The organism is Devosia sp. Soil_C_22 (assembly GCF_057657195.1).
Map to the genome: position 1 here is coordinate 1,239,491 of NZ_JBDGIY010000001.1, position 24,211 is coordinate 1,263,701.

The 24,211-nt window shown below is 65.5% G+C and carries 19 protein-coding genes; 15 read left to right on the plus strand and 4 right to left on the minus strand.

What is annotated here, in order from left to right:
• The first annotated feature begins 3 nt into the window (after nucleotides 1-3).
• The 9 genes from cimA to AC3A6I_RS05850 all read left to right on the plus strand — a co-directional run bounded on the left by cimA (nucleotide 4) and on the right by AC3A6I_RS05850 (nucleotide 11,453).
• Nucleotides 4-1,599 carry a citramalate synthase gene (gene cimA, locus AC3A6I_RS05810; RefSeq protein ID WP_487542490.1) on the plus strand — a complete coding sequence of 532 codons (1,596 nt, stop codon included), beginning with the start codon at nucleotides 4-6 and terminating at the stop codon, nucleotides 1,597-1,599.
• 134 nt (nucleotides 1,600-1,733) lie between these two features.
• Entirely contained in the window at nucleotides 1,734-3,326 is a 1,593-nt protein-coding gene (locus AC3A6I_RS05815) for a LysM peptidoglycan-binding domain-containing protein (RefSeq protein WP_487542492.1), read from the plus strand.
• Nucleotides 3,327-3,386: 60 nt separating this feature from the next.
• Nucleotides 3,387-4,253 (plus strand): carboxylating nicotinate-nucleotide diphosphorylase, encoded by an 867-nt coding sequence (gene nadC, locus AC3A6I_RS05820; protein ID WP_487542494.1) that lies wholly within the window; start codon nucleotides 3,387-3,389, stop codon nucleotides 4,251-4,253.
• Nucleotides 4,250-5,050 (plus strand): 3'(2'),5'-bisphosphate nucleotidase CysQ, encoded by an 801-nt coding sequence (gene cysQ / locus AC3A6I_RS05825; RefSeq protein WP_487542496.1) that lies wholly within the window; start codon nucleotides 4,250-4,252, stop codon nucleotides 5,048-5,050. The genes nadC and cysQ overlap by 4 nt, the downstream gene beginning before the upstream one ends.
• Nucleotides 5,051-5,519: 469 nt before the next feature.
• Nucleotides 5,520-6,068 carry a PadR family transcriptional regulator gene (locus AC3A6I_RS05830; protein ID WP_487542497.1) on the plus strand — a complete coding sequence of 183 codons (549 nt, stop codon included), beginning with the start codon at nucleotides 5,520-5,522 and terminating at the stop codon, nucleotides 6,066-6,068.
• A gap of 15 nt (nucleotides 6,069-6,083) precedes the next feature.
• Nucleotides 6,084-7,301 (plus strand): efflux RND transporter periplasmic adaptor subunit, encoded by a 1,218-nt coding sequence (locus AC3A6I_RS05835; RefSeq protein ID WP_487542499.1) that lies wholly within the window; start codon nucleotides 6,084-6,086, stop codon nucleotides 7,299-7,301.
• Nucleotides 7,301-10,633, plus strand: a complete 3,333-nt coding sequence (locus tag AC3A6I_RS05840) for an efflux RND transporter permease subunit (RefSeq protein ID WP_487542501.1) — start codon at nucleotides 7,301-7,303, stop codon at nucleotides 10,631-10,633. The genes AC3A6I_RS05835 and AC3A6I_RS05840 overlap by 1 nt, the downstream gene beginning before the upstream one ends.
• A gap of 187 nt (nucleotides 10,634-10,820) precedes the next feature.
• Nucleotides 10,821-11,060: a type II toxin-antitoxin system Phd/YefM family antitoxin gene (locus AC3A6I_RS05845; protein ID WP_487542502.1), complete on the plus strand. Its 240-nt coding sequence runs from the start codon at nucleotides 10,821-10,823 to the stop codon at nucleotides 11,058-11,060.
• Entirely contained in the window at nucleotides 11,061-11,453 is a 393-nt protein-coding gene (locus tag AC3A6I_RS05850) for a type II toxin-antitoxin system death-on-curing family toxin (protein WP_487542504.1), read from the plus strand. It abuts the gene before it with no gap.
• A gap of 3 nt (nucleotides 11,454-11,456) precedes the next feature.
• Here the strand turns inward: AC3A6I_RS05850 and AC3A6I_RS05855 are convergent, their stop codons facing one another.
• The 3 genes from AC3A6I_RS05855 to AC3A6I_RS05865 form a co-directional block, all read right to left on the minus strand.
• On the minus strand, nucleotides 11,457-12,443 hold the full coding sequence (locus AC3A6I_RS05855) for an acyltransferase (protein ID WP_487542506.1): 987 nt from the start codon (nucleotides 12,441-12,443) through the stop codon (nucleotides 11,457-11,459).
• A gap of 63 nt (nucleotides 12,444-12,506) precedes the next feature.
• Entirely contained in the window at nucleotides 12,507-14,405 is a 1,899-nt protein-coding gene (locus AC3A6I_RS05860; protein ID WP_487542507.1) for an ABCB family ABC transporter ATP-binding protein/permease, read from the minus strand.
• The gene (locus tag AC3A6I_RS05865) at nucleotides 14,405-14,719 is read right to left on the minus strand and encodes an ArsR/SmtB family transcription factor (protein WP_487542509.1); all 315 of its coding nucleotides are present in this window, start codon (nucleotides 14,717-14,719) and stop codon (nucleotides 14,405-14,407) included. Before AC3A6I_RS05865 ends, AC3A6I_RS05860 begins: the two co-directional genes overlap by 1 nt.
• Before the next feature lie 435 nt (nucleotides 14,720-15,154).
• Here AC3A6I_RS05865 and AC3A6I_RS05870 point away from each other — a divergent pair, with 435 nt between their 5' ends.
• Nucleotides 15,155-16,687 carry an acyl-CoA carboxylase subunit beta gene (locus AC3A6I_RS05870; protein ID WP_487542511.1) on the plus strand — a complete coding sequence of 511 codons (1,533 nt, stop codon included), beginning with the start codon at nucleotides 15,155-15,157 and terminating at the stop codon, nucleotides 16,685-16,687.
• A gap of 120 nt (nucleotides 16,688-16,807) precedes the next feature.
• Nucleotides 16,808-17,524 (plus strand): hypothetical protein, encoded by a 717-nt coding sequence (locus tag AC3A6I_RS05875; RefSeq protein ID WP_487542513.1) that lies wholly within the window; start codon nucleotides 16,808-16,810, stop codon nucleotides 17,522-17,524.
• 93 nt (nucleotides 17,525-17,617) lie between these two features.
• Here the strand turns inward: AC3A6I_RS05875 and AC3A6I_RS05880 are convergent, their stop codons facing one another.
• Nucleotides 17,618-18,526 (minus strand): hypothetical protein, encoded by a 909-nt coding sequence (locus AC3A6I_RS05880; protein ID WP_487542515.1) that lies wholly within the window; start codon nucleotides 18,524-18,526, stop codon nucleotides 17,618-17,620.
• Nucleotides 18,527-18,648: 122 nt separating this feature from the next.
• Here AC3A6I_RS05880 and AC3A6I_RS05885 point away from each other — a divergent pair, with 122 nt between their 5' ends.
• From AC3A6I_RS05885 to AC3A6I_RS05900, 4 genes are all read left to right on the plus strand, one after another.
• On the plus strand, nucleotides 18,649-20,625 hold the full coding sequence (locus AC3A6I_RS05885) for an acetyl-CoA carboxylase biotin carboxylase subunit (RefSeq protein WP_487542517.1): 1,977 nt from the start codon (nucleotides 18,649-18,651) through the stop codon (nucleotides 20,623-20,625).
• A gap of 145 nt (nucleotides 20,626-20,770) precedes the next feature.
• Complete coding sequence (gene scpA, locus AC3A6I_RS05890; RefSeq protein ID WP_487542519.1) at nucleotides 20,771-22,897, plus strand: methylmalonyl-CoA mutase; 2,127 nt, start codon at nucleotides 20,771-20,773, stop codon at nucleotides 22,895-22,897.
• On the plus strand, nucleotides 22,894-23,319 hold the full coding sequence (gene mce / locus AC3A6I_RS05895; RefSeq protein ID WP_487542521.1) for a methylmalonyl-CoA epimerase: 426 nt from the start codon (nucleotides 22,894-22,896) through the stop codon (nucleotides 23,317-23,319). Before scpA ends, mce begins: the two co-directional genes overlap by 4 nt.
• A 67-nt stretch (nucleotides 23,320-23,386) precedes the next feature.
• Nucleotides 23,387-24,208 (plus strand): DUF2793 domain-containing protein, encoded by an 822-nt coding sequence (locus tag AC3A6I_RS05900; RefSeq protein WP_487542522.1) that lies wholly within the window; start codon nucleotides 23,387-23,389, stop codon nucleotides 24,206-24,208.
• Nucleotides 24,209-24,211 lie beyond the last annotated feature (3 nt).

The following is a 24,211-nucleotide window of genomic DNA, read 5'->3' on the forward strand; positions in this document are numbered from 1 at the left end:
AGCATGACTGCCAAGGAACGCCTCTACATCTTCGACACCACCCTGCGTGACGGCGCCCAGACGGCCGGCATCGAGTTCTCGCTCGAGGACAAGATCTCCGTAACCGCGCTGCTCGAGCGGCTGGGCGTCGATTACATCGAGGGCGGCTACCCTGGCGCCAACGTGGTGGACGACCAGTTCTTCGCCGAATCCCGCACCCGCGACGCGACCTTCACCGCCTTCGGCATGACCAAGCGGGCCGGGCGCTCGGTCGGCAACGACCCCGGCGTGCAGGCCATCCTCAACGCCGTATCAGACGCGGCCTGCTTCGTGGGCAAGTCGTCCTCCAAGCAGGTCGAACTTACCCTCGGCATCAGCCCCGAGGAGAACCTCGACGGCTTGCGCGAAACGATCGAGGCCTCGGTCGCCGCCGGCAAGGAGACGCTGGTCGATTGCGAGCATTTCTTCGACGGCTTCAAGCACGACCCGGCCTATGCCCTGCGCTTCGTCGAGACCGCGCTTGCCGCCGGCGCCCGCTGGGTGGTGCTGTGCGACACCAACGGCGGCACCATGCCCAGCGAGGTCGCGGCAATCGTGCGTGAGGTGACCAAGGTCGCGCCGGGCGACAAGCTCGGCATCCATGTCCATGACGACACCGGCCAGGCCGTCGCCAACACGCTCGCCGCAGTCGATGCCGGCGTGCGCCAGATCCAGGGCACGCTCAACGGCATCGGCGAGCGCTGCGGCAACGCCAACCTGGTGACCCTCATCCCCACCCTGATGCTGAAGCCGGAATATGCCGATCGTTTCGAGCTCGGCATCTCGCCCGAACAGCTCGGCAGCATCACCCAGGTGGCGCGCGCCTTCGATGAACTGCTGAACCGCGCTCCCGCCCGGCAGGCCCCCTATGTCGGGACGGCCGCTTTCGCCACCAAGGCCGGCATCCACGCCTCGGCGCTGGCCAAGGATTTTTCGACCTATGAGCACGTGCCGCCCGAAAGCGTCGGCAACGAGCGCAACATCATGGTCAGCCAGCAGGCCGGCAAATCCAACCTGCTCGCCGCGCTCAACCGCCACGGCATCGTGCTGGGCAAGGACGATCCGCGCGTCGACCGGCTGCTGCGCGAGGTGAAGCAGCGCGAGGCCGCCGGTTATTCCTATGATGGTGCCGATGCCAGCTTCGTCGTCCTCGCCCATGAGATCCTGGGCACGTTGCCGAAATTCTTCGAGGTCGAGAGCTATCGCACCAGCGTCGAGCGCCGGCACAACTCGAGCGGCGAGCAGATCACCGTCACCGAGGCGATCGTCAAGATCGTGGTCGGCGAGGACCGGCTGATGTCGGTGGCCGAAGGCAACGGCCCGGTCAACGCCCTCGATCTCGCCATGCGCAAGGACCTTGGCGTCTATTCCGACCGTATCGCCGATCTGGAACTGGTCGACTTCAAGGTGCGTATTCTCGACGGCGGCACGGGCGCGGTCACCCGTGTGCTGGTCGAAAGCCGCGACGGCACCGGCGAGCGCTGGTACACGATAGGTGTGAGTCCCAACATCATCGATGCCTCATTTGAGGCGCTTTACGAGTCGATTACCTATAAATTGATGAAGTCGGAGGCAGCCTGAGGCGCCGGGGCGGGGCCAGCTCCTCCGTAACTTTCCCGGGGGAGCCGCTGAGCCACGCCGACGATCGCCGTACGCTTGCCATTGCCCTCGGTGCCGCGGGGGCAACGCTTGCGGTTGTCATCGGCATCATCGCGGTGCCGGCCGTCGACGCCTGCGCGACCGACGATCGCGGTCTCGTCACGTGCCTCCGCGACATGGTCGATCGCCGCTTCAACCTGCCGGGCGAAGTGCCGCAGCAGCCCTCGCGTTCGCCGACCGCGCAAACGGCCCCCGTCACCGCGCCGATATCGGTCCATCCAGCGCCCACCGCATCTGCTCCGATCGCCGCCGCCGAGCCGGCTCCACCCGCGCCCGTGGCCGAGGTCGAGCCGTTGCCTGAGCCGCCCAAGCCGACGGCGGGGCAGGGTGGTCCTTACATCCCACCCGCCCCGGAGCGCGTCGCCGATCTTCGCCCCGATCCGGTGGAGCCGCCCTCCCCCATGCCGCCGTCCTGGACCCCGTCGCCGCCAGCCTCGGCTCCGGCGGCCACGCCGGCCGAGACGATCCCGCCCGCGCCGACTGCCGATGTCTTCGTCGATATCGCGGAGCCCCCCGCACCGCCGGAGTCCGAGCCGCCCACCCTTGCGGCGGCACCGTTGCCTGCCACGCCCTACACGCTGCCTCCGCCACCGGTATTTCCGCCGCCCGGCCAGCCAGCCGAGACCTCCGCGCCCCCTGCGGCCCCGGCTGAAATGACGGTCGCCGCCGGACCCGAAATCCCGCCGGTCCAGCAGCAACCGAAGATTTCCGCGCCGATCGCGCTGGCGCCCACCATCGACGCCATCGAGCTCGAGGGCACGCGCAGCTTCGTTTCCGGTTCAGGTCCTGCCGGCGCGGTGATGCGCCTGTTCGCCGATGACGAGATGATCGGCGAGAGCCCGGTCGAGGAAGGCCGCTGGCTGGTCGAGACCGGTCCGCTGCTCACGTCGCCCAGGCGCGAGCTGAAGATCGAGGCGGTCGATCCCGACAGCGGCAAGTCGCTTGGCCAGACCGTCATCACGGTCGAAATCGAGCCAGAGTCGGATTCCGCGCCTTCCGAACCGAAGGCCTCGTCCCCCGCCGCCGCCCCGGCCGAACCCGATCCGGAAGCGCCGGCGCCTGAACTCCCGCAGCTATCCGATCCGCCCGCCAAGCCGGCCGACCCGGAGCCGTCTCAGCCTGCCCCCGATCCGCAGCCCGGCACCACTGCGCCGGATGACGTGCCGATCGTTCCGGATGACAGCCTCCCCGAGCCCGAGCCGACGGTCGAGCCCGAGCCGACGGTGGTGCCGGAACCGGCCGATGCGCCCGAGCCGGCTGCCGAGCCGCTTCCCGAACTCCTGCCGAAGAACCCCGAACGCGAAACCGCCTCGGTCACCATCCTCGGCGCGCCCGGCGACAGCCGCTCGATCACGACCCTCCCGCCGCGAGAACCCGCCATCCTCGCCCAGTTCGATCCGCCCCGACGGCGCGGCGAGCCGGTTACTGTGCTCAAGCTCGTGCCGTTCGGCGATCCGGTGAATGGCCGCTTCACCGGCGGCAAGGCCATCATCCGGCGCGGCGATACGCTGTGGACCCTGGCGCACCGCTATTACGGCGCAGGGATCCACTACCGTACCATCTTCGAGGCCAACCGTGACCAGATCCGCCGTCCCTCGCGCATCTTCCCCGGCCAGATCTTCGACCTGCCGCTGGTGACCAACGACTAGCCGGGCATCTACGCCGCTCCACGATGGACTCCGCCGCCGCCACCGCGTAATCGTCCGCCCATGATCGACCCGGCTCGCCTGCTCACCCTACCGCCCCTGATCGTCGAGGACGCTGTTCGCCGTGCCCTCGCCGAGGATCTCGGCCTTGCCGGCGACCTGACGTCGCTCGCCACCATCAGCCCGGGCAGCACCGCCACCGCGACCCTCTCGGCCCGCGAGCCCGGCATCATTGCCGGCCTTCCGCTCGCCCTCGAAACCTTCCGCCAGCTCGGTGGCGCCGTCGCTTTCGATCCGCAACTCGGCGATGGCGATCGTGTCGAAAAGGGCGACATCGTCGCCGTGGTCTCGGGCGACGCGCACCAGCTGCTGGCCGGCGAGCGCACCGCGCTCAACTATCTCAACCACCTGAGCGGTATCGCCACGCTCACCCGCCGCTTCGCCGACGCCGTCGAAGGCACGAACGCCCGCATCTGCGACACGCGCAAGACCATCCCCGGCCTGCGTGCGCTCGAAAAATACGCCGTGCGCTGCGGCGGCGGCCATAACCACCGCTACGCCCTCAGCGACGCCATCCTGATCAAGGACAACCACATCGCCGTCGCCGGCGGGGCAGGGCGCGCCTACACCGCCGCCCGCGAAACCGCCGGCCATCTCGTCGCCATCGAGATCGAGGTGACCACCCTGAGCGAGCTCGAGGAAGTGCTCGAAGCCGGCGCCACCATCGTGCTGCTCGACAACATGGACAACGAGCTGCTGAAAGCCGCCGTGCGCCTCAACGACGGCCGCGCCCGGCTCGAAGCCTCGGGCGGCGTCACCCTCGAGCATGTCCGCGGTATTGCCGAAACCGGCGTCGACTACATCTCGTCGAGCCAGATCACCGTGGGCGCCAGGCCGCTCGACCTCGGCCTGGACGTCGAAATCCGATGAGCGACCTCGCCGACCTGATGAACCGCGCCGCCATCGCGGCGGCCGAGGCGATCCTGGGCGTCTACCGCCGCGATTTCGAGGCCGCGACCAAAGCGGACGGCTCGCCTGTCACCGCCGCCGACGAGCAGGCTGAGCGCATCATCCTCGCCCATCTCGCCGAAACCGGCCTGCCGGTGCTGGCCGAGGAAAGCGTCGCGGCCGGCCGCATCCCCGTGCTGGGCGAGCGCTATTTCGTCGTCGATCCGCTCGACGGCACCAAGGAATTTTTGAAACGCAACGGCGAGTTCACCGTCAACATCGCCTATTGCGAAGCCGGCGCCCCGGTCCGCGGCGTCGTCCTCGCGCCGGCCACCGACGAGATCTACTGGGGCGGCCCCGAAGGCGCCTTCTACGGCCGGGTGGTCGAAGGCGCGATCCAGGACGTGCGCACGCTGAAGGCCCTCGACACCGGCCCGCTCCGCATCGTCGCCAGCCGCTCGCACGGCCACGCGGCGCTCGCCGACCTCTGCGAGGCGCTGCAGGTGACCGAGGACGTCTCCGTCGGCTCCTCGCTGAAATTCTGCCTCCTCGCGCGCGGCGTCGCCCAGCTCTATCCGCGCTTCACCCCCACCTCCGAGTGGGACACCGCCGCCGGCCAGGCCGTCCTGCAGGCCGCCGGCGGCGTCGTCCTCCGCCTCGACGGCGCTCCGCTGACCTGCGGCCATCCCGACCAGAATTTCCTCAACGGCTGGTTCGTGGCCGCCGCCACCGAAGCGCTCGCGCAGCGCGCGCTCGAAGAGATGCGCCGGCACGCCTGAGCGCGCCACCAACGACCCCCTCTCTGCTGCGACTAACTCGCTACGCTCGTAAGTCTCGCGTCTCCCCCGCCAAGGGGGAGAGGGTGCCTCCCACATGCACAGTGCTTGCGGTGAGCTTCTCCCCCTTGGCGGGGGAGAAAGCGAAAACTTGGGCTTAGCGCAGCTAAGTCCTTAGTTTTCGCAAGAGAGGGGGGCTGGGGAGGCCCCCCACCCGCGATCCCTACGCCCCCAAAACCGCAACCCTCCCTTAACCACATCTCCCCATCGGCCTTCCACGCCGAGCCATGCACGACGATACCGTCCCACGCCCAAAACGCAGCGCTTGGCCACTAATCATTAGAATTCAAGTGTTTGCCGCCATGAAAAAATCGCATGGCTGCCCCTGCGCAACCCTTGTTGCTCTTTCCTGACGCTCCATATATAGGCCCGGCATATGCTGGTCCGATATATGTCGGGCGGATAGGAAGCCATGAACGTCAGAACCATCTGCCTCGCCATCCTCTATGATGGTGACGCCACCGGATATGAGATCAGGAAGCTCTCCGTCGAAGGGGAGTACTCCTATTTCATCGATGCGAGCTACGGCTCCATCTACCCGGCGCTTGCCCGCCTCGAGCAGGAAAAGCTCGTGGTTTCAAGGGTCGAGCCGCAGGATGGCAAGCCTGCCAAGAAGGTCTACTCGATCACCGAGGCCGGGCGCTCGGCGTTCATTCAGTCACTGTTTGAAAAGCTGGGTGAGGATGAATTCCGCAGCGAATTTCTGCTCTTCCTGCGCTTTGCATCCGAGCTTCCGCAATCACTGGTCGAGCAGCGCCTCACCGAGCGACTCGCCGAGGTCGACGCGACACTCGCCGACTTCGACCGACTGAAGAAAGAGCATAATCACCCCGGCGACACCTGGGTGATCGATTATGGCCGCACTTGTATGCAGGCGGCCCGCAACTACATCCACGCCCACGGGGCCGAACTGATCGCGCTCGCACGTCCGGACCGGGACAGTGCAGCGGCGGCTGAATAGAGGGACTTTTCGATTATGCGTGCGATCTACTCATACGGCACGGCCGGCGTGATTCTTGTCATTGGGGCATTGTGGCTGGGCAGCGGTACCTTCGTTGCCGGCGGCAATGGCCCCGGTAATGGCGAGCGTCCCATCATCGCTTTCATCGATCCGAGCGCCGAGGGCGAGCACCATGCCGCCGAGGGCGCGATCGATCCGCACCTGACCATCGCCGAGCGCGTCGCCCAGGCGACGAGCGAGGGTGGCACGGCCCAGTCGGTGCGCACCGAGACCTACGCCGTCGAGCCCTTCCCGCTGGAAGTGCCGCTGCGCGGCCGCACCAAGGCCTCCTCGCTGGTATCCATCACCCCCGAGACCCAGGGTGTCGTCACCGCCGTCAACGTGGTGAAGGGCCAGACCGTGGCCGCCGGCGACGTGCTGTGCACCCTCGACGAGGGCACCCGCGCCGCCGCTGTCGCCCAGGCCGAAGCCGGCCTCGCCTCCGCGCAGACGGCTTTCGATACCAACCAGCAGCTGATCGAGCGCGGCCTGTCGCCGTCCAACACCGCGGTCTCGGCCGAAGCGACGCTGCGCCAGGCGCAGACGGCCTTCGATCAGGCCAAGCTCGAACTCGACCGCGCCCGGGTGACCACCAAGGTGGCCGGCGTCGTGCAGGATCCGGTGGCCACCGTCGGCACCGTGCTGGCGCCGGGTACCCCGTGCGCCACGGTGGTCGAGCTCAACCCGATGCTGTTCGTCGCCAACGTGCCCGAGGCCAATATCTCGCGCGCCGAGCTCGGCATTCCGGCCAGGGTGACCACGGTCACCGGCCAGACCGTCGAGGGCAAGGTGAGCTACATCTCCTCGATCGCCGATGAGGGCACGCGCTCCTTCCCGATCGAGATCGAGTTGCCCAATGCCGACGGCAAGGTGTTGTCGGGCATCACCGCCACCGCCGTGGTGAGCCTCGGCACCGTGCCGGCGCATCGCCTGCCGCAGTCGGTGCTGACGCTGAACGATGCCGGCGAACTCGGTGTCCGTTCGGTCAAGGACGGCGTCGTCGAATTCTACCCGGTGACCATCATTTCGGACAGCCGCGACGGCGTCTGGGTCACCGGCCTGCCGGCAAGCGTCGACGTCATCACCATGGGCCAGGAATATGTCGTTCCGGGCCAGAAGGTGAATGCCACCAACGTGACTGGGGCGCCGGAATCCATCGAGTCCGAGACTGCTGCTGAGGGTAAGACGTCATGATGAACTTCCTCGAACGCGTCCTGCGCATGCCGCGGGTCGTGCTGACGGTGATGGCGCTTCTGCTCCTCGCCGGCTTCGGCGCCTACATGTCGCTGCCCAAGGAAAGCTTCCCGGCCATCGACATCCCGTATTTCTATGTCTCGACCAGCCAGACCGGCGTGTCGCCCCGCGATGCCGAGCGTCTGCTGGCCAAGCCGATCGAAGACCGGATCAAGGATATCGACGGACTCGAGAACTACACCTCGACCTCGACCACCGGCCACGCGTCGGTGTTCCTCGAGTTCAACGTCAATGCCGACAAGGACAAGGCGCTGCAGGATATCCGCGCCAAGCTCGACGGCGTTGCCAGCGAGCTGCCCGACGACGCCACCGAGCCGAGCGTGACGGAGATTTCGTTCTCCAACATGCCCTCGCTCTCGGTCGCCATCTACGGCAACGTGCCCGAGCGTACCCTGGTGCAGCGCGCCAAGGACCTGCAGGAAGAGCTCGAAGGCATCGGTATCGTCCAGTCCGTGACCATCTCCGGTTCGCGCGACGAGATGCTGGCCGTCACCATCGATCTCAACCGCCTCGAAGCCTACAACCTGACGGCGGCCGAGCTGTTCGACGCCCTGGCCAAGAACAACCTCGTGGTGCCGGGCGGTACGCTCGACACGGGGCAGGGCTCGTTCAACGTCGAGGTGCCCGGCCTCATCACCACGGCCGAGGACGTCTACTCGCTGCCCATCAAGGCCGTTGGCGACAATGTCGTCACCTTCCGCGATGTCGCGACCGTCACCCGGACCTTCGAGGATGCGACCGAGTACGCCCACGTGAACGGCCAGCCGGCCATCACGCTCGGCGTCATCAAGGAGCTCGGCTCGAACGTGATCGACCTCTCCGATCAGGTCCGTGCCGTCACCGAGAAGTTCACGGCCGACTGGCCGGAAGGCGTCCAGCACTCCTTCCTCGTCGACCAGGCCGATACGACCAAGAACCTGTTCCGCTCGCTCGAGGCTGCGGTGCTCACCGCCGTGGCGCTGGTGATGACCGTCTGCGTGGCCACCCTTGGTGTCCGCCCGGCCCTCATGATCGGTACCTCGATCCCGATCTCGTTCATGATCGCCTTCCTCGTCGTGCAGATGCTCGGCATGACCATCAACATGATGATCATGTTCGGTCTCGTGCTCGCCGTGGGCGTGCTCGTCGACGACCCGATCGTGGTGGTGGAATACGCCGAACGAAAGCTGCAGGAGGGCGTCTCCAAGAAGGAGGCGTTCATCATGGCGGCGCGCAAGATGTTCGTGCCGGTGGTTGGCGCCACCTTCACGACGCTGGGCGCCTTCGTGCCGCTGCTGTTCTGGCCGGGCATCATCGGCAAGTTCATGAGCTACCTGCCCATCATCGTTATCGTGGTGATGGTGGCCTCGCTCGTCTCCGCCCTCGTCTTCATGCCCGTGATCGGCGCGATCATCGCCTCGAGCCACGTGGACCAGAAGGCCAAGGAAGCGGCCGACGTGGTGATGTATGCCGACAAGTTCGATGTGAAGAAGGTAAAGGGCGCCACGGGCATCTATGTCCGCACGCTCCAGCACCTGATCCGGCATCCCATCCTGACGCTCGTGGTCGGCTTCTCGATCGTCATCGGTATGTTCGCGCTCTACATCTCCAACCCGACCGGCGTGGAAGCCTTCCCGGCTTCCGAGCCCGAGTTCGGTACGGTGAACGTGGTCGCGCGCGGCAACTATTCGCCGGTCGAGATCCGCGACATGCTGGCCGAGGTCGAAAACGAGATCCTGCAGGTGCAGGGCGTCCAGGATTCGATCATGACCTTTGCCGGCTCGGGCGGCGACGCCTTCTCCGCCGGCGGCCCGCCGGACACCATCGGCCAGTTCAACCTGCAGCTGCTGCCGTGGAACGAGCGCGTCAAGGCCGAGGAGATCTTCCAGAATATCCGCGACCGCGTCGCCGATATTTCTGGGCTCGAGGTGCAGATCGCCGCGCTCGAGAACGGTCCGCCGGCCGGTAAGGCCATCAACCTGAGCGTCGAGAGCTCGAACTACGACGATCTGATCCCGGTCGTGGCCCAGCTGCGCAACTTCATCGAGAACGATCTCGGTGACACCATCGACGTCGAAGACGGCCGTCCCTCCCCGGGCATCGACTGGGAAGTGACGATCGATCGCGAGGCCGCGGCCAAGTACGGCATCGGCGTGCGCGAGCTGTCGCCCTATGTCCAGCTGGTCACCCAGGGCGTCGAGATCGGCTCCTACCGCCCGTCTGACGCCGATGACGAGCTCGACATCCGCGTGCGCCTGCCGCTCGAGGAACGCAGCTTCAACAGCCTCGACTCGCTGCGTATCGTCACGCAGTCGGGCCTGGTCCCGGTCTCGAACTTCATCAAGCGGGAGGCCGTGCCCAAGGTCGCCAACATCAGCCGCAAGAATGGCAACTACCAGATGGCGGTGGCGGCCAACTACACCCCGGCGATCTCCAACGACCCGACCGCGGTGCAGGCCAAGACCGAGCAGCTGCAGGCCTTCATTGCGCAGGCCGACATCCCGGCGACGACGGAAATCGTCTTCGGTGGTGCCGACGAGCAGGTGGCCGACACGAACGCGTTCATCGTGACCGCGCTGATGGGCGCCCTGTTCCTGATCTTCCTGGTGCTGCTGCTCGAGTATAACAGCTTCTACCAGGTGCTGGTCACGCTCTCGACCGTCGTCATGTCGATCGGCGGCGTGCTGCTCGGCATGACGGTTACCGGCATGAGCTTCTCGGCCATCATGACGGGCCTGGGCATCGTGGCCCTTGCCGGTATCGTGGTGAAGAACGGCATCGTGCTGATCGACACCTACAACCACTACAACCGCGACGAAGGCGTCGACTCGATCAAGGCCATGCTGATCACGGCCAGCCAGCGTGTCCGTCCGGTGCTGCTCACCGCCACGGTGACGGCCCTGGGCGTGATCCCGATGGCGATCAACATCGAGTTCGACTTCATCCGCCGCGAAGTGGTGTGGGGCGGTCTCGCGGGTTCGTGGTTCACCCACCTGTCGGCGGCGCTGGTCTCGGGCCTGTTCGTCTCCACCGCCCTGACCCTGGTCATGGTGCCGGTGATGATCACCGCCCCGTCGGTCATCCGTCGCGGCCGCATCGCCACCGCGCTGGCCAACCTGTTCTCGGGCATCTTCCGCGGCCGCAAGGCCACGGCAGTCACCCCGGATGGCCAGACGGTCGAGATCCCGGCCGACGTCGACAGCTCGAAGCGCTTCATCAAGACCGACGGCAACGGCCTGGTCGAAACCGAGCAGGACGGCGTCACCGTCGTCAGCCGCCAGGCCGCGGAGTAAAGCACCGGCCTCTCCCTGATCCTCCCCCGTGCAACGGGGGAGGGGGACCGCCGAAGGCGGTGGAGGGGGCGACCACAAACGCGATAAAACAAGGCCTGGGTGCACAACCCAGGCCTTTTATTTTAGCTGAATTGGCTATTGTAGCTATCGCCCATATTGGCTATTTTAGCCATAAAGGAGACTTCCAATGACCGAGATGACCGCGACTGATGCCAAGAACCGCTTCGGCGAGCTGCTCGAAATGGCTCGTACCGAACCCGTGCACATTCAGAAAAATGGTCGGGAGGTCGGTGTTCTCGTCTCTCCGGAACAGTTCAGGCAGATGCAGGAAGCGCAGGTGCAGCCGCGAGTAAACCCGCTGGTGGCCAAGCTGCATGCGGAGAGCAAGCAGCGCTGGGGGAAGGTCTATGAAGCGTTGGCCAAATAAGTGACCAACCCAATCGTCTATCTGACGCTGGACGACACCCTCTTCATCCACGCCGATCAGATTGAAACCTACGGCGGCGCAGCAGGAGTTCGTGACCAGGGTCTCGTTCTGTCTGCGCTGCTACGACCCCAGACAGGGTACTATCCAGACCTGATCGCTGAAGCGGCAGCTCTTTGGGAGAGCTTGACGATGAACCACGGCTTCACCGACGGCAACAAGCGGGTCGCCTACGCGTCCATGGTTGTCTTTATGGCAATGAATGGACTCGGCATCGATGCCTCTCAGGAGGAGGCAATCGACTTCATCTATGGGAACATCGAAGGCGGCACGTTCAAGCATGCAGTGCTTGATGAGTGGCTGCGCAGCCGAGCCATTCCTTACAAGACGCCGTAGCCGTTAAGCCCGCGCCGCCACCACGCGCGCCCGCACCACCCGTGCCGCCACCGCCAGCGCAAGGCTGATCCCGAACCCCAGCGCGATCATCGCCCATGAGTTGCTGCCGAGCCCGAGGCCCGAGCTGAGCGCATGCAACACCAGCAGGTGGATCAGATAGGCGCCGAACGTAGCCTGTCCCAGCACCGACCACACCGTGCCATGTAGCGTGATCCGCATGAACAGCACCGCCACCGCAAGACCATAGCCCAGCGTCGCCAGCGAGAAATCGTGCCCCATCGGGTAGCGGCCGACGATGAAATAGCCCTCGATCAGCTGCAGCAGCGCGAACGCCACGAGGCCGGTCCATACCGCCGCCAGCGGCAGTGCGGCGACCGCCTCGCGCTCCCGCCGCAGCAGCACACCACCGACGAGGAACACCGGCGCGAAGAACAGCCCGTTGCGATCCACCCAGAACGGAAACCCGTGCCCCAGCCAGAGCCGCGCATAGCTGCCGACGAGCGTTCCGATGACGAACAATACGACCGCCGCCAGCATCGCCCCGCCCAGCCCCAGCCGCCGGATCAGCAGCGTCGCCAGCGCGCTGCCGACCACCAGTGCCGGCAGGAACCACAGGTGAAAGGCCGGCCCGCCGGTCCATAGCAGCAGCGCAACCCCCTCAGACGTCAGCTCGAAACCGAGATCCTGGCCCTCGAGCAACCGCACCGCAATCGTCGCCGCGAGGATGACGAAGAACGCCGGCAACACCCGCCGCGCAACCTTCAGCGCCAGCCGAAGTGGTGAGGCGAGGTCGGCGTCCTTCCAGAAATAGGCCGACATCAGGAAGAATACCGGCACCGCAAACCGGCTGAGCTCGTCGATGACGAACCCGACCGGCTTCATCTGCGCGAACCCGCCGCTCGCCACGTGCAGGGTCACGACACCGAGTAGGCTCAGCACGCGCAGGGCGTCGAGCGATGCGTTACGGGCAGGGGAGGACGCTGGTGACATTGACGCGGACGTAGTGGTGGCAACACCCGAACGGGCCGGCGGCCCGTCCGGTTCCGGCAAAACTCACTCGGCCGCCGAAGCGCCGCGCTTGACGAAGCCTTCCGGGTCATTCGCCACGCGCCGGGCCAGCTCCTCGACTTCCGAGGCCTCGCGCTGCCGGTTCCACATCTGCGCATAGAGCCCGGCCCGCTGCAGCAACTGCATGTGGCTGCCGCGCTCGGCGATCTGCCCGTCGCGCAGCACGATGATCTCGTCGGCATTCACCACCGTCGACAGCCGGTGCGCGATCACCAGCGTCGTTCGGTTGGCCGAAACCACGTCGAGCGCCGACTTGATATCTTCCTCGGTCTTGCTGTCCAGCGCCGACGTCGCCTCGTCGAGGATCAGGATCGCCGGCCCCTTGAGGATCGTGCGCGCAATCGCCACGCGCTGCTTCTCGCCGCCCGACAGCTTCAGCCCGCGCTCGCCCACCGGGGTGTCGAACCCCTTGGGCAGGCTTTCGATGAACGTGCCGATCTGCGCCAGCTCCGCGGCCTGCCGCACCTCGGCATCCGAAGCATCCGGCCGGCCATAGCGGATATTGTAGGCGATGGTGTCGTTGAACAGCACCGTGTCCTGCGGCACCATGCCGATCTCGGCCCGCAGGCTCTCCTGCGTCACATCGCGCAGATCCTGCCCATCGATGGTGATCCGCCCCTCGATCACGTCGTAGAAGCGGTAGAGCAGCCGCGAAATCGTCGATTTGCCCGCGCCCGACGGACCCACCACGGCAATGGTCTTGCCCGCCGGCACCTCGAAGCTCACGCCCTTGAGGATCGGCCGGTCGGCATCGTAGTGGAAATGCACATCCTCGAACCGCACCACCGGTCCGGTCACCTTGAGCGGCTCGGCCCCCGGCTTGTCCTGGATTTCCGGCGGCCGGTCGAGCAGCTTGAACATCTCCTCGATATCGGTCAGCCCCTGCCGGATTTCGCGGTAGACGAAACCGATGAAGTTCAGCGGCCGGTAGATCTGCATCATGAACGTGTTGAGCAGCACGAAATCGCCCAGCGTCAGCGTGCGGTTCATCACCCCGATCACCGCCATGATCGAGATCACGATCGTGCCGGCATAAAAGATCACCGCCTGGCCGAAGTTGAGAAAGCCCAGCGAGGTCCAGATGCGCACGGCCGAGCGCTCGTACTTGGCCATCGACTCGTCGAACCGCGCCGCTTCCATCTTCTCGTTGGCAAAGTACTTCACCGTCTCGAAGTTCAGCAGGCTATCGATCGCCTTGCCGTTGGCGTCGGTGTCGCTCTCGTTCATGTCGCGCCGGATCGAGATGCGCCAGTTCGAGGCCTTGATGGTGAACCACAGGTAGAGCCACACCGTCACCACCAGCACGCTCAGGTAGCTCACCCCGAACATCCAGATGAAGATCACGCCGGTGATGAGAAACTCGACCACCGTCGGCGCCGTGTTCAGCATCGTGAACCGCACCACGGTCTCGATGCCCTTGGTGCCGCGCTCGATCACGCGGCTGAGACCGCCCGTTCGCCGCGCCAGGTGGAAGCGCAGCGACAGCCGATGCAAATGCTCGAAGGTCTGCAGCGCCAGCTTGCGCACCGCATGCTGCCCCACCGAGGCGAACAGCACGTCGCGCAGCTGCTGGAAGCCGGCATCGATCACGTTGCCGACGCCCAGCGCGACCACCAGCACGATCGGCACGGCGATCCCGAGGATCAGCCCGGCATCGGGCGCGCTGCCATCGAGGCTGTCGATGATCCACTTGTAGACGAACGGCACCAGCGTCGTCGCCACCTTGGAGACGAGCAGCGCCCCGATGGCGAGGATGACGCGGAACTTGAGGTCCGGCCGTCCGGCCGGCCACATATAGCCCCAGAGGTTCTTGACGGTAGAAAATAGGCCGCCTTCGTCCGCGTTGATCGTCGGACGTTTCGGCGCCTCATCGGCGGAAGACATCAGGCTAGCTCTTTGATCTGTGGGCTAGTTGTGGTGAGGCCGGCGAACAGCCCCGACCAGGCCAAACCGAACTCGCTCAGGCGGTCGGCGCGCAACTTGTAGCAGTTGCGTGTGCCCTTGGCATGACGCTCGACCAGGCCCGCATCGAGCAGCACCTTGATATGCTGGCTCACGGTCGATTGTGCCAGCGGCAGGGACTGGGTCACGTCGGTGCAGCAACAGTCGGTCTTCTGCTCGGCGAGAATGCGCAGAATGCTCAGCCGCACCGGGTGCCCCAGTGCGCGCATCACATTCGCCAGATCCTCGTCGTGCATCGTATTCATCGTCAATCAGCGATAGAGAATCGGCCCTTTCAAAGCAAGTTGAAACCGCCTGCCCAAGGGGGCAGTTGCACCGGATTTGCTGACATACGTGTGGCATCAGTGAACCCGCTTCATCCTCCCCCGCGTGGCTGGGGAGGGGGACCAGCAAAGCTGGTGGAGGGGGCGGCAAGAGTCGCGGTTCTTGGCGAACGATTGCCTCGATCGAACCTCACCACCGCCTGTCATCCCTGCGAAAGCAGGGATCCATCTCTCCGCCAGCGCGGGCCGCGAGTTGGACCCCTGCCTTCGCAGGGTGACGCTGGTGCATGGCGCGACACCCCGCCCAACTTCCGCACCACGGTAACCCCCACGCCCCCCTCCGTTGCCTTTTCCCCCAACCCATCCCATTCTCCGCCCAATACAAGAACCCGAAGGGCAGGGGACTACATGCAGAAGATCATCGCCGCGCTCGAACAGCGGCGAGCCGATGCGCGCCTCGGCGGCGGCCAGCGGCGTATCGATGCCCAGCACGGCAAGGGCAAGCTCACCGCCCGCGAGCGGCTCGATGTCCTGCTCGATCCCGGCAGTTTTGAAGAATACGACATGTTCGTCACCCACCGCGCGGTGGATTTCGGCATGGACGACACCATCATCCCGGGCGACGGCGTCGTCACCGGCTGGGGCACCATCAATGGCCGCCTCACCTACGTATTCAGCCAGGATTTTACCGTCTTCGGCGGTTCCCTGAGCGAGACCCACGCCCAGAAGATCTGCAAGATCATGGACCTCGCCGTGCAGAACGGCGCCCCGGTGATCGGCCTCAACGATAGTGGCGGCGCCCGCATCCAGGAGGGTGTCGCGGCGCTGGGCGGCTACGCCGAAGTGTTCTGGCGCAACGTCCAGGCCTCCGGCGCCATCCCGCAGATCAGCGTCGTCATGGGCCCCACTGCCGGCGGCGCCGTCTATTCCCCGGCCATGACCGACTTCATCTACATGGTGAAGGACACGTCCTACATGTACGTCACCGGCCCGGACGTGGTGAAAACCGTCACCTCCGAGATCGTCACGCACGAGGAACTCGGCGGCGCCGGCACCCACACCAGGGTGTCGTCAGTTGCGGATGCCGCCTTCGACAACGACATCGAGACCCTGCTCGAAGTCCGCCGCCTGTTCGATTTCCTGCCGCTCAGCGCCACCCAGAAGCCACCCGTCGTCGCAGTTGAGGACACCATCGACCGCGAGGAGCCCAGCCTCGACACCATCATCCCCGACAGCGCCAACAAGCCCTACGACATGCGCGAGGTGATCGAGAAACTCGCCGACGAAGGCGATTTCCTCGAGATCCAGAAGGACCACGCCGGCAACATCCTCGTCGGCTTCATCCGCCTCAATGGCTCAACCGTCGGCGTCGTCGCCAACCAGCCGCTGGTCCTCGCCGGCTGCCTCGACATCAACTCATCCAAGAAGGCGGCCCGCTTCATTCGCTTCTGCGACGCCTTCTCGATCCCCATCCTGACCCTCGTCGACGTCCCCGGCTTCCTGCCCGGCGTCGCGCAGGAGTATGGCGGCATCATCAAGCACGGCGCCAAGCTCCTCTTCGCCTACGCCGAGGCCACCGTCCCCAAGGTCACCGTCATCACCCGCAAGGCCTATGGCGGCGCCTATGACGTGATGAGCTCAAAGCACATCCGCGCCGACGTGAACTACGCCTGGCCAAGCGCCGAGATCGCCGTGATGGGCGCCAGGGGCGCGACGGAGATTTTGTACCGCTCCGAACTCAGCGACAAAGACAAGATCGCCAAACGCACCGCCGACTACGAATCCCGCTTCGCCAACCCCTTCGTTGCCGCCGAACGCGGCTTCATCGATGACGTCATCATGCCGCGGGAAACGAGGCGGCGCGTGGTGCGCTCGTTCGAGATGCTGAAGGGCAAGAAGGCCGTGATCCCGGTCAAGAAGCACGGCAACATTCCGTTGTGATCCCGCCCCGTCGGGCCGTTGACTCCAGTAATCATGCAAAATATCATGGTTAATGCGTAGTATTTCGCGGAGATATTCTGGCCGCACGCATCGATTGGTTTCAAGTCCTTGGGGGGGAATATGAAAATCAGAACGATTTTGGCTGCCGGAGCGATGGCGATTGGCTTTCCGCTTTCTGCCAATGCGGCCGTGGTCAGCATCGAGGAGCTGACCTTCGATCTGGACCAGTTTGCCGGCGCCTACGTAACCACAAACTCGACCTTTCAGAACGGCGTCTTGTTCGACAACGCGGCTGGGGTGGATGGGTACACAGTAGGCGAGCTGGCGGGCGCGCCGGGCGGAAGCTTCTATCCGGACGACCTCGGGGACCAGATAACTCTGGGCAATGCTTCTACCCAGCAGTTTCTCACCCTGCACTACGGTCCGGGCGTGGTCCTGGGCGCTGGTCTGGCGTCTCTTTTCGCCATTTACGAACAGGCCAGCAGCAATGCTGGAACCGACGATGAAGGGCGATACTACGAGGTTTCGGTGAATGGCGGGACGTATGTCGATGCCCGTACCTACGGAGTTCATCAGACCGCAATCAGTGCCAACTACCAGAACAGGGTCATCCTCGACTTGACCGCTGCTGTATTCGGATTGTCGATCGGCGACCTTCTGTCGACGGTCACGATCCGCAATATTCTCGGCAGCAGCGCCTTCTCCGACCCGGACATTGTCTTCATGGGTCGTGCGGGAGAAGTCGCGGCGGTGCCGCTCCCGGCAACCTTGCCGCTTCTGGCAGCCGCCGTCGGTTTGCTGGGCCTTGCCGGGCGAAAAAGATCGCGCCGAGCTTGAACGAGGCGCTCGTCGCGCAAGGACATCCAGTGCAGCCGGCCTGTTGGTCGGTGCCGGCTCGGGGGCCACGCACCAGCGTGGCCCCCGTTCGTCTTACTGCTGCGCGATATAGGCATCCGTCAGCGCGTCGATCCGCACCGTGGCCCAGTCCATGATTTCCGGGGTCAGATACGCATCGCCGCCAGCGGCCTCCACGCGGTTTGCATTCGCCGCGGCGAGCAGTGCCGCGCGCAGGGACTCTTCGCTGGTTGCATCGGTGAGCCCGTCGACCTCGGCCTGCAGATCATCGACGATCGCCTGCTGGTCGGCGACTGCAACGGCCTCCGGGCTAGCGTCGATCGCATCGAGCGCCGCAACCAGGGCATCCAGCTCCGCCTGCGCAGCCGGGTCGGTCAGGTCGGTCAGAACCGGATCGTTGAGCACGGCCAGCCGGTCGTTGAGGCTCTCCAGTGTCGGCGCGGCATACACGTCCGTGCCGTCATAGGCCACCAGCCCGACCGTCGCATCGAGCACGACCTGGTCGAGCGCGGCCTCCGCCAGGTCCAGATCGCCCTGCGCCAGCAGCAGCTCGTCGCTCGCGGCCTGCAGGTCGGCGCCCGCCTGCACGTATTCGCGTACCAGCGCCATGTTCTTGCTCGAGCTGTTCATCAGCCCGTTGATGTTGCGGTTGAGCGAGTTGAGCCGGCCGAGCTGCGCGTTCAGGTTCTTTGCCTTCTCGGGTTTTGCAGCGACGCGCTCGTCGACCGTTGACGCGACCTTCTTGCTGCCCTTGCTTTTCTCGCTGCTCTTGTTGCTGCTCTTTTCTGACTTATCGCTCTTGTCTGACTTATCGCTCTTGTCTGATTTGTCGCTCTTGTCGTTGCCTTCGCTTTTCCCCTTGCCGTTGTTCGCGGCATAGGCCGAAATGTCGGTCAGCCCGGACTGGTTGAGCAGGATGGGAGCGGCGACGAGCGTGAGTGCGGTAGCACTGAGCAGGATGGCTTTGGGAATCATTCGGATCATGGTGGCCTCCTCATTACGGGTGCACACCGCTTGCACATCAACGCTGTGACGGCCCTGACATTGCTCGTCAGGCATTTGTCGCAAATGCCTGCAACCCGTGAAGAGATCGCACCAAGTCGCCCATGTTCACTTCTCTCCTGATCGCCAACCGCGGTGAAATCGCCTGCCGGGTCATCCGCACCGCCAGGCGCATGGGCATCCGCACCATCGCCGTCTATTCCGACGCCGACCGAGACGCCCTGCATGTGAAGCTCGCCGACGAGGCCGTGCATATCGGCGGTGCGGCCGCCCGCGACTCGTACCTCTCGGTCGAAAAGATCGTCGCCGCCTGCAGGGCCACCGGCGCCGAAGCCGTGCACCCTGGCTACGGCTTCCTGAGCGAGAACGCCAACTTCGCCGCCGCGCTTGAGGCCGAGGGGATCATTTTCGTCGGCCCGCCGGTGAAGGCCATCGAGGCGATGGGCGACAAGATCACGTCGAAGAAGCTCGCTGCCGCAGCCGGCGTCTCCACCGTGCCCGGCCACATGGGCCTGATCGCCGACGCCGACGAGGCCGTCCGCATCAGCCAGTCCATCGGCTACCCGGTGATGATCAAGGCCTCGGCCGGTGGCGGCGGCAAGGGCATGCGTATCGCCTGGAACGACGCCGAGGCCCGCGAGGGTTTCGAGCGCTCGAAGTCCGAAGCCGCGAGCTCGTTCGGGGACGATCGTATCTTCATCGAAAAGTTCGTCACCGAGCCGCGCCATATCGAGATCCAGCTGATCGGCGACCAGCACGGCAACGTGCTCTGGCTCAACGAGCGCGAATGCTCGATCCAGCGCCGCAACCAGAAGGTCATCGAGGAGGCCCCGTCCCCCTTCCTCGATCCGGCCACCCGCAAGGCCATGGGCGAGCAGTCCGTCGCCCTCGCCAAGGCCGTCGGGTACACCAGCGCCGGCACCGTCGAGTTCATCGTCGACAAGGACCGCAACTTCTATTTCCTCGAGATGAACACCCGGCTGCAGGTCGAGCACCCGGTCACCGAGCTGATCACCGGCCTCGACCTCGTCGAGCTGATGTTCCTCGCCGCCGCCGGCGAGAAGTTGCCGATCACGCAAGACCATGTCGGCATCAATGGCTGGGCCGTCGAGAGCCGCATCTATGCCGAGGATCCGTTCCGCAATTTCCTGCCTTCGACCGGCCGGCTGACCCGCTACAACCCGCCGGCCGAAAATTTCGTTCAGATACCCTTCATCCGCAACGATACGGGCGTCGCCGAAGGGTCAGAGATATCGACCTATTACGACCCGATGATCGCCAAGCTCTGCACCTGGGCTCCCACCCGGATCGAGACGATCGACGCCATGGCCGATGCGCTCGACGAGTTCGAGCTCGAAGGCGTGGGCAACAATATCCCGTTCCTGTCGGCGGTCATGCAGCAGGAACGCTTCCGCTCCGGCCGCCTCACCACCGGGTATATCGCCGAGGAATTCCCCAACGGTTTCAGCGGCGTAGAGCTGGACGCAGAATCTCTGACACATCTCGCCGCGCTCGCCTGCACCTCGGCCTTCGCGCTCGAAAAACGGAACTATCCCGCCACCCCCGAGCCCCGCGCCGTGCTGATCGACGGCCAGCGCTGGGACTTCTCGGTCAAGGCCGATGGCATCGAATACTGGCTCACCGCTCCCGACGGCAAAAAGCTGCTGGTCGAAACCGGCTGGAAGCCCGGCAACAGCCTCTGCATCGCCCGCGTCGATGGCCAACTGCATCACGTGAAGATTCAGCGGGTTACCGGCGGCTTCCGCCTACGCTGGCGCGGCGCCGACCTCGTCGCCAAGGTCCTCCTCCCGCGCGTCGCCGACCTCATGCCGCTGATGCCGGTCAAAATCCCGCCCGACCTCAGCAAGTTCCTGCTCTGCCCCATGCCCGGCCAGATCGTCCGCATCGATGTTGCCGAAGGTGATATCGTCGAGGACGGACAGACCCTCGCCATCGTCGAAGCGATGAAGATGGAAAACGTGCTGAAAGCCCAAAAGCGCGCCAGGATCAGCAAGATACGCGTGAAGCCGGGATCCGTCCTGGCCGTCGACGAAGTGATCCTGGAGTTCGAGGCGGTATGAGGGTGCTGACTGATACAGACGCCCCCCTCCCGACCTCCCCCACAAGGGGGGAGGTGCCCCGCCGGTGCGTCAGGCTCGATAGCGCCACCAACTCGCCCCTGCACCTCCCCCCTTGTGGGGGGGGCCGGGAGGGGGGCGTCTGCTGATGTCTAGCTCCCCCACCTTCGCCGACTGGGCCAAGCTCGCCCAACGCGACCTCCGCGACACCCCGGTGGAAGCGCTGAACCGCGACTACGGCGACCTCCCGGTCCGCCCCGCCTATTTCCCCGAGGATGCCCCTGACCCGGGGCTCCCCGGCGCCGCCCCGTTCACCCGCGGCGTCCGCGCCACCATGTATGCCGGCCGCCCCTGGACCATCCGGCAATATGCCGGCTTTTCCACCGCGCGCGAGAGCAATGCCTTCTACCGCCAGAACCTCGCCGCCGGGCAGAAGGGCCTGTCGGTCGCCTTCGATCTCGCCACCCATCGCGGCTATGACAGCGACCATCCACGCGTCACCGGCGATGTCGGCAAGGCCGGCGTAGCCATTGATTCCGTTGAGGATATGAAGCTGCTCTTCGAGGACATCCCCCTCGATCAGATGTCGGTTTCGATGACCATGAACGGCGCAGTGCTGCCCGTGCTCGCCATGTTCATCGTCGCAGCGGAAGAGCAGGGGGTTAAGCAAGCGCAGCTCGACGGGACCATCCAGAACGACATCCTCAAGGAGTTCATGGTCCGCAACACCTACATCTACCCGCCCGAGCCCAGCATGCGCATCGTCGGCGATATCATCGCCTACACCGCCGAGCGCATGCCGAAATTCAACTCGATCTCGATCTCGGGCTACCACATGCACGAGGCCGGGGCGACGGCCGTGCAGGAGCTGGCCTACACCCTCGCCGATGGCATCGAGTATGTGCGCTCGGCCCAGGCGCGTGGTCTCGACATCGATAGCTTTGCGCCGCGGCTGAGCTTTTTCTTCGGCATCGGCATGAACTTCTTCCTCGAAGTCGCAAAGCTGCGCGCCGCGCGTACGCTCTGGCAGAAGTTCATGGTCCAGGCCGGGGCTAAAGACCCGAAATCGCAGATGTTGCGCACCCATTGCCAGACCTCCGGCGTCTCGCTCACCGAGCAGGACCCACACAACAACATCGTCCGCACCACCATCGAGGCGCTCGCCGCCGTGCTCGGCGGCACCCAGAGCCTCCACACCAACTCCTTCGACGAAGCCATTGCCCTGCCGACGGAATCCTCCGCGCGTATCGCCCGCAACACGCAGCTGATCCTGCAGCACGAAAGCCGCGTTACCGACGTCGTCGACCCGCTCGGCGGCTCCTACTACATCGAGGCGCTGACCGCCGATCTCGTCGCCCGCGCCGAAGCCCTGGTGGTCGAGGTCGAGGCCGCCGGAGGCATGACCGCCGCAGTCCAGGCCGGTGGCCCAAAACTCGAGATCGAGAAGGCCGCCGCACTGCGGCAGGCCCGTGTCGATCGCGCCGAGGATGTCATCGTCGGCGTCAACCGCTACCGGCTCGACAACGAGCCCCCCATCGCCATCCGCGAGATCGACAACCGCAAGGTCCGCGACGAGCAGGTCGCCCGGCTCGTCGAGCTCCGCCGCACCCGCGACGACGATGCCGTCGCAGCGTCCCTGACGGCATTGCGCGAGGCCGCGAAGTCCGGTGGCAACCTCCTAGCCTACAGCATCGCGGCCGCCCGCGTTCGCGCCACCCTCGGCGAAATCTCCGTCGCGCTGGAAGAGGTGTTCGGCCGCCACTCCGCCATCACCCGCGTCATCTCCGGCGTCTACGCCGAGACCTACGCCAACGACCCGCAATTTGCCCAAGTCACTGATCGCATTGCTGCCTTCAGAGAGAAGGAGAAGCGCCCGCCGGCGCTCTTCATCGCCAAGATGGGCCAGGACGGGCACGACCGGGGCGCCAAGGTGATCGCCACCGCCTTCGCCGACCTCGGTTTCGAGGTTCACATGGGCGACCTGTTCGAAACCGCGCCGGAGGTCGCCGATCACGTGGCGCAGCTCAAGGTCGATGCAGTCGGCGTCTCCTCGCTCGCCGCCGGCCACAAGACGCTCGTGCCGGAACTGATCGCCGAGCTGCAGGGCAGCGGCCTCGGCGACGTCACCGTCATCGTCGGCGGCGTCATCCCCGAGCAGGACTACGCCTTCCTGCGCGAAGCCGGCGTCGCCGAAATCTTCGGCCCCGGCACCAACGTGCTCGAAGCCGCATTTTCGGTGCTCAACCAGATCGAGGGGAGGCTCAGTAACCGATGATCGGCCGCCTCAACCACGTCGCCATCGCCGTGCCCGACCTCGCCATGGCGGCCGCAAAGTATCGCGACCAGCTCGGCGCCAACGTGCACCACCCGCACGATCTGCCCGAGCACGGCGTCACCGTGGTCTTCGTCGAGCTAGAGAACACCAAGATCGAGCTGATGACCCCGCTCGGAGACAATTCGCCGATCGCAAAATTCCTCGCCGACCATCCCTCCGGCGGGATGCATCACATCTGCTTCGAGGTCGCCGACCTGGCCTCGTCCGCCCGCACGCTGGTCGAAGCGGGCGCCCGCATCCTCGGCGACAGCAAGCCCAGGACCGGCGCTCACGGCCTGCCGGTCCTCTTCCTTCATCCCAAGGATTTCGACGGCACGCTGATCGAGCTCGAAGAGGTCAAGCCCGAGCTCCAGCCGGCCTAGGCAGTCACTTATCCCCGCGCCCGGTCACCACGCCTATCCTCGCGGCCAATCACGCGGGGGATACGCCATGACCGACAGCACGCACCTGAAACTGCCCTTCATCCTGCCGGCCCAGGCCGGCAAGCACATCACCCACAACGAGGCCCTGGCCGCCCTCGACACGCTGACCCAGCTCGCCGTACTCGATCGCGACCTCAATACCCCGCCCGCAAGTCCGGCCACGGGTGACCGCTACATCGTCGGCGTGGCCCCAACCGGCGCCTGGGTTGACAAGGCGGATCAAATCGCAGCCTGGGACGGTGCCGCCTGGCTCTTCCATGCCCCCGAACCCGGCTGGCTCGCATTCGTCCTCGACGAAAATGGCCTCCTCGCCTGGAGCGGCGGTGCCTGGGTGACCACCCTCGGGCTCGGCGGCAGGGCGCCGATGCTCGGCCTCAACGCCACGCCCGACAGCACCAATCGTCTGGCCGTCGCCTCCGATGCCGTGCTGTTCAGCCATGCGTCAGCCGGCGTTCAAATCAAGCTCAACAAGCATTCATCCGCCGATACGGCGTCGCTGCTCTACCAGACGGGCTTCTCCGGCCGCGCCGAGCTCGGCACCGCCGGCGACGACAAGCTGCACATCAAGGTCAGCCCCGATGGCTCCGCCTGGACCGAAGCCATGGTGATCGATGGCAGCGGCAACGTCGGCCTCGGCCTTGCGAGCCCGAGCGTCCGCCTGGATGTCGATGGTCCGGTGCGGATAAAATCCTACACCGTGGCCGGCGTGCCGCCCGCCACCGCAGTCGGCCAGCTGATACATGTGTCGAATGAGGCGGGTGGTGCCACCATCGCCTTCTCCGACGGCACGAACTGGCGGCGCATGGCTGACCGGGCGGTCATTGCATAGGCG

What these genes read in the sequence shown, in the direction of transcription:
- cimA (WP_487542490.1), top strand. Translation starts at nt 4, where the DNA reads ATGACTGCCAAGGAACGCCTCTACATCTTCGACACCACCCTGCGTGAC.
- nadC (WP_487542494.1), top strand. Translation starts at nt 3,387, where the DNA reads ATGATCGACCCGGCTCGCCTGCTCACCCTACCGCCCCTGATCGTCGAG.
- cysQ (WP_487542496.1), top strand. Translation starts at nt 4,250, where the DNA reads ATGAGCGACCTCGCCGACCTGATGAACCGCGCCGCCATCGCGGCGGCC.
- AC3A6I_RS05830 (WP_487542497.1), top strand. Translation starts at nt 5,520, where the DNA reads ATGAACGTCAGAACCATCTGCCTCGCCATCCTCTATGATGGTGACGCC.
- AC3A6I_RS05835 (WP_487542499.1), top strand. Translation starts at nt 6,084, where the DNA reads ATGCGTGCGATCTACTCATACGGCACGGCCGGCGTGATTCTTGTCATT.
- AC3A6I_RS05840 (WP_487542501.1), top strand. Translation starts at nt 7,301, where the DNA reads ATGAACTTCCTCGAACGCGTCCTGCGCATGCCGCGGGTCGTGCTGACG.
- AC3A6I_RS05845 (WP_487542502.1), top strand. Translation starts at nt 10,821, where the DNA reads ATGACCGAGATGACCGCGACTGATGCCAAGAACCGCTTCGGCGAGCTG.
- AC3A6I_RS05855 (WP_487542506.1), bottom strand. Translation starts at nt 12,443, where the DNA reads ATGTCACCAGCGTCCTCCCCTGCCCGTAACGCATCGCTCGACGCCCTG.
- AC3A6I_RS05860 (WP_487542507.1), bottom strand. Translation starts at nt 14,405, where the DNA reads ATGTCTTCCGCCGATGAGGCGCCGAAACGTCCGACGATCAACGCGGAC.
- AC3A6I_RS05865 (WP_487542509.1), bottom strand. Translation starts at nt 14,719, where the DNA reads ATGCACGACGAGGATCTGGCGAATGTGATGCGCGCACTGGGGCACCCG.
- AC3A6I_RS05870 (WP_487542511.1), top strand. Translation starts at nt 15,155, where the DNA reads ATGCAGAAGATCATCGCCGCGCTCGAACAGCGGCGAGCCGATGCGCGC.
- AC3A6I_RS05875 (WP_487542513.1), top strand. Translation starts at nt 16,808, where the DNA reads ATGAAAATCAGAACGATTTTGGCTGCCGGAGCGATGGCGATTGGCTTT.
- AC3A6I_RS05880 (WP_487542515.1), bottom strand. Translation starts at nt 18,526, where the DNA reads ATGATCCGAATGATTCCCAAAGCCATCCTGCTCAGTGCTACCGCACTC.
- AC3A6I_RS05885 (WP_487542517.1), top strand. Translation starts at nt 18,649, where the DNA reads ATGTTCACTTCTCTCCTGATCGCCAACCGCGGTGAAATCGCCTGCCGG.
- scpA (WP_487542519.1), top strand. Translation starts at nt 20,771, where the DNA reads ATGTCTAGCTCCCCCACCTTCGCCGACTGGGCCAAGCTCGCCCAACGC.
- mce (WP_487542521.1), top strand. Translation starts at nt 22,894, where the DNA reads ATGATCGGCCGCCTCAACCACGTCGCCATCGCCGTGCCCGACCTCGCC.
- AC3A6I_RS05900 (WP_487542522.1), top strand. Translation starts at nt 23,387, where the DNA reads ATGACCGACAGCACGCACCTGAAACTGCCCTTCATCCTGCCGGCCCAG.